The 13,069-nt window shown below is 73.4% G+C and carries 15 protein-coding genes; 5 read left to right on the top strand and 10 right to left on the bottom strand.

What is annotated here, in order from left to right; genetic code table 11:
• Positions 1–20 precede the first annotated feature (20 nt).
• Positions 21–2,117, top strand: a complete 2,097-nt coding sequence (locus tag BMW99_RS14700) for an ATP-binding SpoIIE family protein phosphatase (RefSeq protein ID WP_069462247.1) — start codon at positions 21–23, stop codon at positions 2,115–2,117.
• Between the two features lie 172 nt (positions 2,118–2,289).
• On the top strand, positions 2,290–2,766 hold the full coding sequence (locus BMW99_RS14695) for a hypothetical protein (RefSeq protein WP_176735400.1): 477 nt from the start codon (positions 2,290–2,292) through the stop codon (positions 2,764–2,766).
• Positions 2,767–2,922: 156 nt separating this feature from the next.
• Here the strand turns inward: BMW99_RS14695 and BMW99_RS14690 are convergent, their stop codons facing one another.
• On the bottom strand, positions 2,923–3,867 hold the full coding sequence (locus BMW99_RS14690) for an aromatic prenyltransferase (protein ID WP_069462248.1): 945 nt from the start codon (positions 3,865–3,867) through the stop codon (positions 2,923–2,925).
• A 527-nt stretch (positions 3,868–4,394) separates the two neighbouring features.
• On the opposite strand from BMW99_RS14690, the gene BMW99_RS14685 reads away from it, so the two are divergent.
• Positions 4,395–4,658, top strand: a complete 264-nt coding sequence (locus tag BMW99_RS14685) for a WhiB family transcriptional regulator (protein WP_069462249.1) — start codon at positions 4,395–4,397, stop codon at positions 4,656–4,658.
• Positions 4,659–4,724: 66 nt separating this feature from the next.
• Here BMW99_RS14685 and BMW99_RS14680 read toward each other — a convergent pair whose 3' ends face one another.
• The 5 genes from BMW99_RS14680 to BMW99_RS14660 all read right to left on the bottom strand — a co-directional run bounded on the left by BMW99_RS14680 (position 4,725) and on the right by BMW99_RS14660 (position 8,908).
• The gene (locus tag BMW99_RS14680; protein WP_069462250.1) at positions 4,725–5,393 is read right to left on the bottom strand and encodes a hypothetical protein; all 669 of its coding nucleotides are present in this window, start codon (positions 5,391–5,393) and stop codon (positions 4,725–4,727) included.
• A 179-nt stretch (positions 5,394–5,572) separates the two neighbouring features.
• Complete coding sequence (locus tag BMW99_RS14675; RefSeq protein WP_069462251.1) at positions 5,573–6,001, bottom strand: MarR family winged helix-turn-helix transcriptional regulator; 429 nt, start codon at positions 5,999–6,001, stop codon at positions 5,573–5,575.
• Positions 6,001–6,417: an SRPBCC family protein gene (locus BMW99_RS14670; protein ID WP_069462252.1), complete on the bottom strand. Its 417-nt coding sequence runs from the start codon at positions 6,415–6,417 to the stop codon at positions 6,001–6,003. The genes BMW99_RS14675 and BMW99_RS14670 overlap by 1 nt, the downstream gene beginning before the upstream one ends.
• A gap of 210 nt (positions 6,418–6,627) precedes the next feature.
• Positions 6,628–7,341, bottom strand: a complete 714-nt coding sequence (locus tag BMW99_RS14665) for a hypothetical protein (RefSeq protein WP_141726009.1) — start codon at positions 7,339–7,341, stop codon at positions 6,628–6,630.
• A 70-nt stretch (positions 7,342–7,411) separates the two neighbouring features.
• Positions 7,412–8,908 carry an IMP dehydrogenase gene (locus tag BMW99_RS14660; protein ID WP_069462254.1) on the bottom strand — a complete coding sequence of 499 codons (1,497 nt, stop codon included), beginning with the start codon at positions 8,906–8,908 and terminating at the stop codon, positions 7,412–7,414.
• A 181-nt stretch (positions 8,909–9,089) separates the two neighbouring features.
• On the opposite strand from BMW99_RS14660, the gene BMW99_RS14655 reads away from it, so the two are divergent.
• Positions 9,090–9,647: a pyridoxamine 5'-phosphate oxidase family protein gene (locus BMW99_RS14655; protein WP_069462255.1), complete on the top strand. Its 558-nt coding sequence runs from the start codon at positions 9,090–9,092 to the stop codon at positions 9,645–9,647.
• A gap of 102 nt (positions 9,648–9,749) precedes the next feature.
• Here the strand turns inward: BMW99_RS14655 and BMW99_RS14650 are convergent, their stop codons facing one another.
• The 3 genes from BMW99_RS14650 to BMW99_RS14640 all read right to left on the bottom strand — a co-directional run bounded on the left by BMW99_RS14650 (position 9,750) and on the right by BMW99_RS14640 (position 11,396).
• Positions 9,750–10,001: a type B 50S ribosomal protein L31 gene (locus BMW99_RS14650; protein ID WP_069462256.1), complete on the bottom strand. Its 252-nt coding sequence runs from the start codon at positions 9,999–10,001 to the stop codon at positions 9,750–9,752.
• 5 nt (positions 10,002–10,006) lie between these two features.
• Positions 10,007–10,171, bottom strand: a complete 165-nt coding sequence (rpmG, locus tag BMW99_RS14645; RefSeq protein ID WP_075016923.1) for a 50S ribosomal protein L33 — start codon at positions 10,169–10,171, stop codon at positions 10,007–10,009.
• A gap of 97 nt (positions 10,172–10,268) precedes the next feature.
• The gene (locus BMW99_RS14640) at positions 10,269–11,396 is read right to left on the bottom strand and encodes a MerR family transcriptional regulator (RefSeq protein ID WP_218108382.1); all 1,128 of its coding nucleotides are present in this window, start codon (positions 11,394–11,396) and stop codon (positions 10,269–10,271) included.
• A 196-nt stretch (positions 11,397–11,592) separates the two neighbouring features.
• On the opposite strand from BMW99_RS14640, the gene BMW99_RS14635 reads away from it, so the two are divergent.
• The gene (locus tag BMW99_RS14635) at positions 11,593–11,856 is read left to right on the top strand and encodes a GlsB/YeaQ/YmgE family stress response membrane protein (protein WP_069462257.1); all 264 of its coding nucleotides are present in this window, start codon (positions 11,593–11,595) and stop codon (positions 11,854–11,856) included.
• A gap of 84 nt (positions 11,857–11,940) precedes the next feature.
• On the opposite strand, the gene BMW99_RS14630 is transcribed toward BMW99_RS14635, so the two are convergent.
• Complete coding sequence (locus tag BMW99_RS14630; protein WP_069462258.1) at positions 11,941–12,810, bottom strand: LysR family transcriptional regulator; 870 nt, start codon at positions 12,808–12,810, stop codon at positions 11,941–11,943.
• Between the last annotated feature and the right edge of the window lie 259 nt (positions 12,811–13,069).

Here is a 13,069-nt window from a genome sequence, read left to right as displayed (position 1 = left end):
GATGGTGAGGGAGAGAGCCCGTGGGTGAGGCAGAGGCGTCCAGAGGGCCGGCGACCGTCGTCGTCGACACGCACGGCGCGGTCAGGGCCTGGAACGACACCGCCCAGCGGATGCTCGGCCGGGGCTCCCCGGAGTCCATGGCGCAGACCCTGCACACCCTCTGGGCGGACCAGGCCTCCGCGTCCGCGTGGCGGCAGCGCCAGTCCGCCCGCTCCTGGACGGCGTCGCTCGCCGCCGCCGGCCGGGAGGGAGACGATCTCCGGTTGTCGGTCCACGCCCAGCCGCTGCAGGGCCTCGACGTGGAACCGCTCTGGGTCCTGTCCGTCCGCCCGGCGGGGGACGGGACGGACGACACGGGACCCGGGTCCCACGACCGGCTCGTCCTCATGAACGAGGCCAGCGCCCGCATCGGCACCACCCTCGACATCCACCGCACGGCCGACGAACTGGCCGCGGTCGGCATCGACCACTTCGCCGACTTCACGCTCGTCGAACTGCTCGACAGCGTCCTGCGCGGCGAGGAGGCGCGGCCCGCCCCCGGCCCGGAACGCATGCTCTTCCGGTGCGTCGCCCACCGGTCCGTGCTGGACGGACGCCCGGAGGCCGCCGTCTCCATCGGCGCCACCCAGCTCTTCCCCAAGGACTCACCGGTCGGAGTCGCGCTGGCCACCGGCAGGGGATCGCACCACCGGCGCGGCGACGACTCCTGGCAGTGGTGGGAGCAGGACGCTCAGGACCGCCCCGGTCCCGGCACGGCCGCGTCGGCGCACTCCTTGATGGTGGTACCGCTCCAGGCCCGCGGCGTCATCCTGGGCGTGGTCCTCTTCGGGCGGCACCGCACCCGGGCACCGTTCACCGACGAAGACCTCGTCCTCGCCGAGGAGTTCGCGGCGCTCGCCGCGGTCTGCGTCGACAACGCCCGCCGCTACACCCGCGAACACCACGCCGCCCTCGCCCTCCAGCGCGGCCTGCTGCCGCACAGCATCGACGGCAAGTCCGCCGTCGACAGCGCCACGCGCTACCTGCCGGCCGCGTCTCCGGCCGGGCTCGGCGGCGACTGGTACGACGTGGTCCCGCTGTCCGGGGCCCGGGTCGCCCTCGTCGTCGGCGACGTCGCCGGCCACGGCCTGCACGCCGCTGCGGCCATGGGCCAGCTGCGGACCGCCGTGCGCACGCTCGCCGACGTCGACCTGCCGCCGGACGAACTCCTGACCCAGCTCAACGACGTGGTGATCCGGCTGGAGAAGGAGACGGCCGCGGCGTACCACTCCGGGGCCGAGTACGGATTCGCCGCTGACGAGGGCCCGGCCGTGGGGGAGTTCAGCGCCGCGTGCCTCTACGTCGTCTACGACCCGGTGGCCGGCCGATGTTCGGCGGCGAGCGCGGGCAACGTGCCGCCCGTGCTCCTGGCCCGCGGCGAGGCGCCCGTACCGGTGGACGTGCCCATCGGCCCGCCGTTGGGCGTCGGCGGTTACCCCTTCGAACTCGCGGAGTTCGACGTGCCCGAGGGCAGCCGGCTCGCGCTGTTCACCAAGGGGCTGCTGCGGGCGCTGGACGAGGACCCCGACAGCGCCGTCCGCACGGCGGCCAAGATCCTCGACCAGCCGTCCCTCACCCTCGAACAGGTCAGTGACGCGCTGCTGAAGCACGTGCCGGACGAGGGGCCGACCGACGACGTCGCCCTGCTCCTGGCCTGCACCCGCCTCCTGGCGCACCACCAGGTCGCCACCTGGGAGGTCGCCGCCGACCCCGCGGCCGTCCCCGACCTGCGCAGAGCCGTCACCGGCCAACTCGCCACCTGGGGCCTGGACGAGCTGGCCCTCACCACCGAACTCGTCGCCAGCGAACTCGTCACCAACGCCATCCGCTACGGCGGCGGCCCCATCGAACTGCGCCTGATCCGCGACACCACGCTCATCTGCGAGGTGTCGGACGGCAGCAACACCGCCCCGCACCTGCGGCGCGCCCGGGACTTCGACGAGGGCGGCCGCGGACTGCTGCTCGTCGCCCAGCTCACCGACCGCTGGGGCAGCCGCCAGGGTCGCCGCGGCAAGACCATCTGGGCCGAGCAGCCGCTGCCCGGCCACACGGGTACGACGATCATGCACGGCAGTTGAGGCCGCACGCGGCGGGCAGAGTGCGCGCCGCGCCTTCCAGCCGGTGCGGGTATCCCGCCGGTCCGAGGTCCTCCGACCGGCGGGCCCTCTGGCGTTCGCACTGACATCCCGGTTGGATCGCGCTCGAAGACGTGGGCCGCGCACGGCAGTGCCCGGCGGAAGGGTGTGGGACATGCGCATGGGCATCACCGGGCACCGCGGGCTGCCCGAGCACGTGGAGCGGATGGTCCGCGCCGCGCTCGTGGACGTGGTCGAGCAGCAGGACCCGCACGGCCTCGTCGGCGTCACGTGCGTCGCGGACGGGCCCGACACCTGGTTCGCCGAGGCCGTGCTCGACCACGGGGGCCGGATCGAGGTGGTCGTGCCGGCCGAGGAGTACCGCGAGAGCCTGCCGGAGAGTCACCGTGCGACCTACGACGCGCTGCTGCGCAGGGCGAGCGAGGTGCACTCCACGGGCCTGCGGGAGTCGGATTCCCACGCGCACCAGGCCGGCAGCGAGATCGTGGTGCGGACCGTGGAACTGCTCCTGGCGGTGTGGGACGGCAAGCCGTCCCGCGGCTACGGGGGCACCGCGGACGCCGTCGCCTTCGCCGCACGCACCGGGGTCCCGTACGCGGTGGTCTGGCCGGACGGAGCCGTGCGGGACTGAGCCGGGTGCCGTGGCCGCCGCGTGCGGGGCGGCGGCGTGCGGGACCGAGCCCGCGGCTCGGCGTGCCGCGCGGGCGGCGGCACGCCGCCGTCGCAGGACCACGCGCTCCCGGTGACGCTCCCGGTCACGCGGTCACGCGGTCACGCGGTCACGGGGTCACGGGGTCGCGGCGGACACCGCGGGGTCCCGCGCCTCCCCGCTGCCGACCACGCCGGCCCAGCGCTGGAACAGGCCGGCCAGGTCACCGCAGTAACTGCGCGCGCCCTTGCGGTGGGTGCCCTCGAGCGCGCCGAACGACCACCCCGCGGCGTTCACCGCGACTGCGTCGTACGAGGGGGCGGTCGCGTAGAACGCGGCCAGGCGGGGGCCGAGTTCGGGCATCTCCTCCGCCGGCAGGCCGGGCGCGGCGAAGGTGATCCGCTGGATCACGCCGGTGCTCGCCCGGACGGTCAGGGCCAGGGAGTACGACTGGCGGGGCAGGAACCGGGCGAGGTCGGCCACGGTGTCCTCCGAGGGTGCCGCGGCACCGGACAGCGCCGTGATCGCGGAGGCGCCGCTCGGCGTGACCGGCCCCTGGACCCCGAAGCAGATCGCGAGGGTGTCCCTGCCGTGGTCGACCGACGCGAACCGCACCTGTGCCAGGCCGAAGTGGCGGAAGGTGTCGACGTACAGGCGCAGGGACCCGGGGACACCGGGCGCCGTCAGAACCTCCTGCAACGGGCGCGGCGTGTCGAAGTGCACCCGGGTCGAGACCAGCCCGGAGTCCGCGTCGAAGTCGCACGAGTACTCGGTGGCACCGCGGTTGGACGCGGCCCAGCCCTTGAGCGCCGGCAGCAGCGGGTCGCCCGGGTCCAGCAGACCCGCGGCGACGGCCCGGCCCGTGACGTTGAGCCGGCGGCGCGGATAGAGACGGAAGCCGAGGCTGTCCCGCGGCCGGTCGGTGGTCTTCAGCATGAGCGCACCCGTGCTGAAGCCCTCCGCGAACGCGTCGACGACGGTACGGGTCAACGACTCGTCGTACGGCGCGCCGAGAACCTCGGCGGTCGCACTGATGTCGGTGAGGAAGCGGTCCCTCGAGAATGCGGGTCCCGTGAAGTTCATGGAGTGGTCCTGGATGAGGATGGAGAAGGCTGAGGGGCGGTATCGACTCCCGAATGCGCTTGAGGGTCCGGGACGTTGTCGCGTCGTGCACTCGACTGTGAGCGCGGTTGCGTGAATTGTTCCACCGCAGCGCGGATTTCAACATGTCCGGGTTCGAGGACGCTTCAGAAGGGCGAAAGGTGTCGGCCGCCCGGGGTTCAGAGTGAGGTCCCGAACGGCACGAAGGGAACACCTGAACGAATGTGCGCCTTCGGTGAGGGAACACGGAAATCATCCGTCCCACAGGTCACTCCTCCGCGCGCCCCGGGCCGTGCCCTGCGTGCTGATCCGGCCACCGTCCCGTCGGCCGTCGGCCAGTCGCTCCGTCCGGCAGCCTCCAGGGTGCCGGGACAACTGGTCCCGCGGGGCGAGTTGGCCGCCTCGGAACGGTCGCCGGAAAATCCGTTCGCTTCACTTCCGTCTCACGGGACAGGCGGTGGTGGAGAAGAACGACGTCCGTGACCGACCGAGCGAGCAATGGAGGAACCATGGTCGCTGACTGGCAGAACCGCGCCGCATGCCGCGACGAGGACCCGGAACTGTTCTTTCCCGTCGGGTCCACCGGCCCGGCCGTGCTGAAGATCGAGGAGGCGAAGGCCGTCTGCCGGCGCTGCCCGGTCATGGCGCAGTGCCGTGCGTGGGCACTGGAGTCCGGCCAGGAGGCCGGCATATGGGGCGGCCTGAGCGAGGAGGAGCGCCGTGCGGCACGGCGCCGCGCCAACCGGCTCCGTGCGCGTGCGCGCGACAGCTAGGGCCGTCGTGTGGATCTCCGTTGGATCTCCGTGGACGCAGGAGCGGTGATCCACACGACAGGCCGCCTAGGGGCGCGGTGCGCTGTGCCAGCGCCAGTCGGTGGCGGGCTCGCGCCCGGGAAGGTCGCCCCGGCCCGTCGCCCACAGCAGCGTCGGCCAGGGGGCCGTGCCGTCCGGCGCCTCGGGGAAGAGGCGGTGCAGGACGCGGGCGCAGACCGGTGCCGGTGCCGTCCAGTCGAGCCCGAGGCCCGAGGCCAGGTCGTGGGCGTGTGCGAAGAGTTCGACCAGACCCATCGCCGCGGAGCCCGCCGGGTCGGTTGTGCCGAAGACGTGGAAGGCGCGCGCCTCCGGTGAGGCCGTGCGCACCATGGCCACATGCAGGGCGCCGCACGCCTCCACGACCTGCACCAGGCCCTGCGGCCCGGCCTTGCGGTCGGCGAAGATCACGTTCGCCGGCTTGCCGGGCGCGCTCTGGAGCCAGACGAGGGGCACGTCGGCTGCCGACGGCGGTGACTGCGGCCCCAGTTGGGCTCCGTACGAGAAGAGGTCGTCCGCCAGGTGCTCGGCGGTCTCCCAGCAGGTCCACGTCAGCGTACCGGCCGGACGGTCCCAGTCCGCCGCGAGCGCGGCGGGTGTGCGCAGCAGGTCGACGACCAGCCCGACCCCCTCGGCGAGGTCGTCGGCGGTCACCGGGCCGGGGGAGTGCGACGGGTTCACGTGATCATGATTGGCCATCCGCCGAGCCTATGAGCGCGCGGGCCGGAGGTCCACCGGTTCTCGGCGTACGGAGCCACGCGCCGCGCCCGCCACGGCCGTTGCCCGCGACGCGACGTCCCGCGACGCCGTCCCGCGCGGCCCCGCGCACGCCGTGCCGGACGCGCCGGCCCGCCCTGTTCGGCCCTCCCGTCCGGCGCTCAGGCGTCCGGGTCGGCGAGTCGCCCGAGTAGCGCCACGACGTCGGCGTGCGCCACCGGCCGGAAGAAGCGGGCGTCGACGTCCTCGACGGCGGCGATCGCCCGCGGGGCCAGCTCCGCCCCGGACTTCGTGACGCGCAGCCGCTTGGCGCGGGTGTCGAGCGGGTCGACCTCGCGTTCGACCAGGCCCTTGGCCTCAAGGGCGCGCAGCACCTGCGAGGTCATCTTGACGTCCGTGCCCGCCTGGCGCGCCAGGGCCTGCTGGTGGGGATGCTCGCCGCGGGTGTTGAGCCACCAGGCGCAGGCGAGCAGGACGAACTGGACGTGGGTGAGGTCCAGCGGGCCGAGGGCGGCCGCGATGTCCCGCTGCCAGCGCAGGGTGGCGTGCCACAGCAGGAAGCCGGGGCTCTCGCCAGGGGGGAGGGCCATCAGGCGGCGGCCAGCTTCACCAGGGCGGCCATGGTCTCCGGCCAGTCTCCGGTGACCGCCGGGCCGATCCGCGGGCCGAGTTCCCCGGCGCCGGCTCCGGTGATCTCCATCCGGTACGTCACGCGGGTGGCCAGGCCCGTCCCCGCGTCGACGCGGTGGGTGGTGCGCAGCACCAGGCCCTCGAACCGGGCCTCGTCCACGAACCGTTCGCCGGCCACGACGTCGGCGACCACCAGGCGGACCGGGTCCTCGCCCGCCGGGGTCATCACGATCTCGGCGCCCTCACGGAAGGGACCGTCGATCCTGATGGCGACGATGTCGGCGTTCCACGTCCACCAGTTCTCGACGTCGGCCCACAGGCGCCAGATGGCCTCGGGCGCGGCAGTGGTCTCGACGCTGTGCTCGTACGTCCACATCACGGGCCTCCATGCGGGAAACGCCTTCGATTTGGTCTACGCGCAGACTATCTCCGCGCAGACTATCTGTCCAGGGGTCCGGCCGCGCCGAGCGGGCATCCAGCCCGCACGAGGGTCCCGGCCGCGATCAGCGAGCGCTCGCCGGCACCCGGCCTTCGGGCCGTCCCCACCGCCGACGTGCCACGTGCCCGGCAGCAGCGGGACGCGCACTCACCCCCACAGCGGCCTCCACGCCACCCCGTCCGGCCGGACAGCCGGGTCCTGGCGGAAGCGCGCGAACAGGGACACGACCTGCGCGCGGTCGCGGAGCACGCACCGCACATGGGACTCGGGCGAGCCGTCGCGGAACTCGGCCGCGTAGCCACCCTCGCTCCTGCCCGCGTCGGCGCCGACGCCCACCTGGAGATACCGCCCGGGCACGTCCTCGAGGATCACGAACCAACTGCCCGCGGACAGGCCGCGTATCGCCCGCTCGACGGTCTCCGGATCGGGATCCGCCACCGTCGGCCCGCCACACGACCGCAACTCCAGAGCGTGCGGCGCCCGCAGCGCCGGGGGAACGTGGACGACGTCCTTCTGCGGGTCGAAGCACACCAGGCCGTGCCGGGCGGCGAGTGCGACGACCCGTGGCGCCAGGTCGGCGGCGCCCGGCCAGGGCATGGACACCAGCACGTGGCCGGCGTCGCCGGACACCTGCGGCCGGTCTCCCGGCGAAGCCGGACCGGCCCCGGCCGCATCCCCCTCCGGCGGCGCGACCGGGACGGGCTCGGAGGCGGCGGTCTCCAGGGCCGTGCGGAACGCCGCCACGTGCGCCGACGGGCGCACGGCCGTCGCGTCCGCCGCGCAGAGGCGCAGGTACGTCTCCCGTGCGGCGGCACACGAGGGCCGCACCTCCTCCGACCACACCCCGAGATCGAAACTCACGGCCATCCCCCTCGCACGCCGGCAACCCGATGGTCGCGATGCTAGGGCCGCCCACTGACAGGGCGTGCCGTCAGGAGACCGTCGCCGGGGCGTCCCGGACCGTCACGTTGGCATGGCTCTCCTGGAAGCTCTGGTCGGAGACGAGGGTCAGCCGGGCCGTGGCCTGGAACTCGGGCAGGGTGGTGGACCCGCAGGACACCATCGTGGTCCTCAGTTTGGCGACGGTCAGGGCCAGCCCCTCGTCGAGGTCGCCCGCGTAGGGGACGTAGCCGTCCACGCCCTCCTCGAAGAGCAGCCCCTGGCCCCCCTGGCCGTAGCGCTGCCAGTTGCGGGCCCGGTTCGACCCCTCGCCCCAGTACTCCTTGACGAACCCGTCGCGGGTCGGCAGCTTCGCGCCGGCCGCCTGGTCGAAGCGGGCGAAGTAACGGCCCATCATGACGAAGTCGGCGCCCATCGCCAGCGCCAGGGCCACGTGGTAGTCGTGCACCAGCCCGCCGTCGGAGCAGACCGGCACGTACTCACCGGTGCGCTCGCACCAGGCGTCCCGGGCCGCGGCGACGTCCAGCACGGCACTGGCCTGGCCGCGGCCGATGCCCTTCTGGTCCCGCGTGATGCAGATGGAGCCGCCGCCGACCCCGACCTTGACGAAGTCCGCCCCCGCCTCGGCGAGGAAGGCGAAGGCCTCGCCGTCCACCACGTTGCCCCCGCCCACCGGGACCGACGGGTAGTGCTCCTTCACCCAACGGAGCGCCTGCGCCTGCCAGTCGCTGTAGCCGTCGGACGAGTCGAAGCACAGCACGTCCGCACCCGCCTCCACCAGAGCGGGGACCCGCTCCCGGTAGTCGTGGGTGTTGACTCCCGCACCCACGCGCAGGCGCTTGGCCGGGTCCACGAGCTGGTGCGGGAAACGCTTGTTGTCTGCGTAGTCGGAGCGGAACACCAGGTACTGCAGGCGCCCTTCGGCGTCCAGCACCGGAAGGCAGTCCAGCCGCTCGTCCCACAGGCGCGCGTTGGCCTCCGAGAGCGTCACGTCGGCGCCGGCGTGGGGCAGGCCGGCGACGGGGACCATCCGCGCGCTGACCGGTCCGTCCAGGTCGTGGCGCTGCGGGTGGAAGTCCCGCGAGGTCACCAGGCCCAGCAGCCGGCCGGTGGCGGTTCCGTCGTCGGTGACCGCGGCGGTGCTGTGACCGGTGCGGCGCATGGTCTCGGCCAGCAGACGGAACGTGTCGTCGGGACGCACGTTGGTGTCGCTCGTGACGAACCCGGCCTTGAAGTTCTTCACCTGGCGGACCGCGGAAGCCTGGTCCTGGACCGGCTGGTTGTGGTGCAGGAAGCTGAGTCCGCCGTTGCGCGCCAGCGCGATGGCCAGTTCGGGCGTGCTGACGGCCTGCATGATCGCCGACGTGAAGGGGGACTGCAGCGTGATGGCCGGCGCCTCGCCGACGGGGTGCCGCACCAGGGGCGTGCGCAGGTCGACGGTCGCGGGCGAGCAGTCGGTGCGCGTCCGGTTCGGCAGGAGCAGGTACTCGTTGAACGTCCGCGAGACCTCGGCGATGATCTGTGCCACTCGTTCCTCCTGAGCCGTCGGCCGGGGCCGGCTGCCCCCACCTGGGGATCGGTCGTGACCAGGCACCTTATCGATCACCACGGGTGCCGCACGAATCGCCGCCCCGCCCGACGCCCCGGATGCCGCGCCGATGATTTCCCGGCGCGCGGAGGGTCGTTAGACCCAAGAGGAAGGAGACCCCATGCCGACACAGGGATCCGCTCAGCGGCCCCACGCCGAACTCGACGCCCGCTACAGCTCCGCGCTCAATCCGCGCCCGGGAGCCGGCGAGGTCACCGCGACCGACTGGGACGAGGCCCAGCGGCGGATGGAGGCCGCCGAGATCTTCTGGCTGTCCACGGTGCGGCCCGACGGGCGCCTGCACGTCACCCCGCTGATCGCCGCGTGGCACGCCGGAGCGCTGTACTTCTCGACCGGCGAGACCGAGCAGAAGGCGCGCAACCTCGCCCACGACGGGCACTGCGCGCTGACCACGGGAGGCAACTCGCTGACCGAGGGGATGGACCTGATCCTGGAGGGCACCGCCCGGCGGGTCGCCGACCCGAAGGAGCTGGAGGCGATGATCGGCGCGTACGAGGCGAAGTACGGGGCGCACATGACCTCGGCCGAGGGCACGTTCCACGGCATGGGGGACGCGATCCGCGCGGGTCAGGTGGCGGTGTTCGCGCTCGCGCCGGAGACCGCGTACGGCTTCGGCCGCGACGGCGGTGTCTACTCCCACACGCGCTGGACGTTCTGAGACGGTCGGCGCACGCGAACGGGGTGGGGCGGGCATGTCGCTCGCCCCACCCCGTTCGCACGAGGGTGGGCCCGTCGCGGTCCGGCCGGACCGCGGCCGGCGTCAGTCCTTCTTGCCGCCGTACCGGCGCTGGAAGCGCTCCACGCGGCCCGCGGTGTCCAGGACCCGCTGGTTGCCGGTGTAGAACGGGTGACTCGCGGAGGAGATCTCGACGTCGATCACCGGGTAGGTGTTGCCGTCCTCCCACTCGATGGTCCGGTCGCTGGTCGCGGTCGACCGGGTGAGGAAGGCGAGGTCGCCCGCCCTGTCCCGGAAGACGACCGGGTGGTACTCGGGATGGATACCGGGCTTCATTACGTTCAGCGCTCCTCTCGAAACTCTACGTGCCGACCCGCGCGGGGGTCGTACTTACGCAGGGTAAGACGATCCGGGTCATTTCGGCGGCTCTTGCGGGTCGCGTAGGTGTAACCGGTGCCTGCGGTGGACTTGAGGGTGATCATCGGGCGGAGGTCGTTGCGTGCCATGTCCTCCTCAACACGATGGGGGTGGTTTTCATTTCCACTCCGCAGAGATGCCTCTCACCTGCGCGTTTCGTGCAGGTCCGGTCACGTGCAGGTCCGGTCAGGCCACCAGCAGGCGGAGGCCCAGTTCCGCCGCGTCGAGGTCGACGAGATCGCCGTTGCGCCCGGCCCAGCGGCCCGAGGCCAGGTCGTCGCGGAGCGCGTCCACGGCCCGCCGCTCGGCCTCCGGCCCGACCCTGGTCCACACCGACACCGCGCGGCGCACATGGTCCTCCAGGTAGGCCTCGGGGCGCCGCCAGTAGGCCTCGAAGAAGCCGTCGGCGCAGTCCCACGGGATGAGCACCGGTTCCAGGCGGGCCCCGATCGCGCGGGCCAGCTGATCCACCGAGGGCCGGCCGGCGACCAGGCCGGACACCTCCGGCAGGTAGTCCCGGGTGAGCCAGAACCGGTGACGCCAGCCGGCGTCGCTGGCGTCGTGGGTGAACACCACCACGCGCCGCGCCACCCGCCGCATCTCGCGCAGCCCCGCGATCGGGTCCTGCCAGTGGTGCACGGTGCTGAACGCCATCGCCGCGTCGAAGGCCCCGTCCTCGAACGGGAGGCGCTCCGCGGCCGCGGCCACGCACGGCGCCGCGCCCACGGGACGCTGCGCCCGCATCACCGCGGACGGCTCCACCGCGACGACCTCACGGTCCGCCGGTTCGTAGGAACCGGTCCCGGCACCCACGTTCAGCACCGTCCGCGCGTCCCCCAGCGCGTCCCAGACCCGCGCGGCTATCCGTGGCTCGGTGCGCCGCGTCGCCGGGTACGCGGACCCGATGGACTCGTACAACTGCGCCCCGAACATCTTCAGTTGCTCCTCCGGCGTCGTCCTGATCCCCATGGCACGGGCCTCCAGTTCCCGGTCGATGGCCGTCACCGTCGCGGCGGCGCGGTCGCGCTGTTCCAGCAGCAGGCCGCGCAGCCGGTGCAGGCGCACGACCGCGTCGGTGGCCGGGTCGTCCACCAGATCCGCGATCTCCCGCAGTCCGAAACCCAGCCGCTTGTAGGCGAGCACCTCCCGCAGCCGTTCCACGTCGTCCGCCGCGTAGGCCCGGTATCCGGCCGGGGTCCGCGCGGACGGCCGCACGAGCCCGATCTCGTCGTAGTGGTGCAGCGTGCGGACGCTCACGCCCGCCAGTTCGGCCACGCGTCCCACGGTCAGGTGTTCCTCCACGCCACCGACCATGCGCCATGACGCCACGTGAGGGTCAAGCACCCCGCCCCGGAGCCGCTCGGCCGCGGTGGACGTGCTGGTTCGCCGTGCCGGGACCGAACTGCCGTACGGGCCGCGGACATGACGGGCGGGAGCCGGGGCAACCGACCGGTGAGGCGGCCGGGCGGACCGGATCAACCGCCCGACGCGACAAGGGAAGAGGGCCACCATGACCATCCTCTGGGCGATCATCGCAGGTCTCATCATCGGCCTGCTCGCCAAGCTCGTCCTGCCGGGACGCCAGCCGATACCCCTGTGGGCGACCATCGTGGTCGGCATCATCGGCGGCCTGGTCGGCAACGCCCTCGCGGGAGCGTTCGGCGTCGCCCACACCAGCGGCATCGACTGGACCCGGCACGGGCTCCAGGTCGGAGCCGCCGCCGTGCTCATCGCCATCGTCACACCGCTGTGGACCGGCCGGCGCAGAGTGTGACGGCCACCGGCCGACCCGACGACGGCGCCGCGCCCCCGCCCGGGCGTGGCCCGGCGGCTTTCCCGGCGTCGCCGCGGGCCCGGCTCACCGCGGCCCTATGCGGCGCACGAACGCCGCCACCGCGGGCGGCAGTTCACCGCGCGGATGGACGACCCTGATCGTCCACGACGGGGCGTGGGCGGCGAACGGCCGCACCGCCAGCTCGGGGAAGTGGCCCGCGAGCGACGGAGGCAGGACACACACCCCCAGGCCGTGGCGGACGAGGTCCGCCGCGGCCAGCAGGTCGTTCACCTCGAAGGTGACGGTCCGCTCCAAGGACGCGGCACGGAACGCCCGGTCCACCGCCAGCCGGACCGCCCAACCGGGGGTGAAGTCCACCAGCGGCATCGCGGCCACTTCGGCGAGCGTCAGCGGACCCTCGGCCGCCAGGGCGTCCGCCGGCGGCGCGGTCACCACCACCATCTCCTCCCGGGAGAACAGCCGGGTCTGCAACCCGCGCGGCAGCGGACCGTCCAGTGCGGCCACCGCCAGATCGACCGTCCCGTCCCGCAGGGCCTGCGGCACCTCGCCCGCCGGGGCCTGCCGCAGCCGCACCACCACCCCCGGATGCTCGCGGTGGAAGTCCGCCAGCGCCTCCGCGAGCCCTGCGTACAGGCCCTGCATCACGCCGATGGTGATCTGCCCGTGCAGCTCGCCCTGAGCCAGGTCCACCGCGGCCCTGGCCTCCTGGGCGCTGCGCAGCGTCGCCCGCGCGGCCGGCACGAAGGCCTCGCCCGCCGGTGTGAGCGTCACCCGGTGCGTGGTGCGCAGGAACAGCGCGGCACCCAACTCCCGCTCCAGCGCGCGGACCGTGCCCGACACCGCGGACTGCACCACGTGCAGCCGCCGTGCCGCCGCGCTGAACCCGCCCTCCTCCGCGACGGCGACGACGACTTCCATCTGACGAAGATCCATGCCGCCTCCCAGCCGCCCGGCCGGCTCGTGGACCGTGCCGGGACGGGCCCTTCGGCCCTCTCACGACGGTCAGCGCCGGGCCGGTCGCCCGCTCCGGGCCCGTCACCCGCCCCGGCCGGTCATCTGTGGTCGAGATGACCATCATCTCCCATCATCTCGCCCGTAGGGGAAACAACGGCGCACTCCGCATGTTGGCAGGGGTGGTGGTGACCGGGCCCCGGGCCCGGATCCACCGCCGACGGACCACCGTTGACGAGCC

The organism is Actinacidiphila rubida (genome assembly GCF_900110255.1).
Classification (GTDB): Bacteria; Actinomycetota; Actinomycetes; order Streptomycetales; family Streptomycetaceae; genus Actinacidiphila; species Actinacidiphila rubida.
Note: the sequence above shows the minus strand (reverse complement) of the source record. Positions and strands in the feature narration are given on the sequence as shown.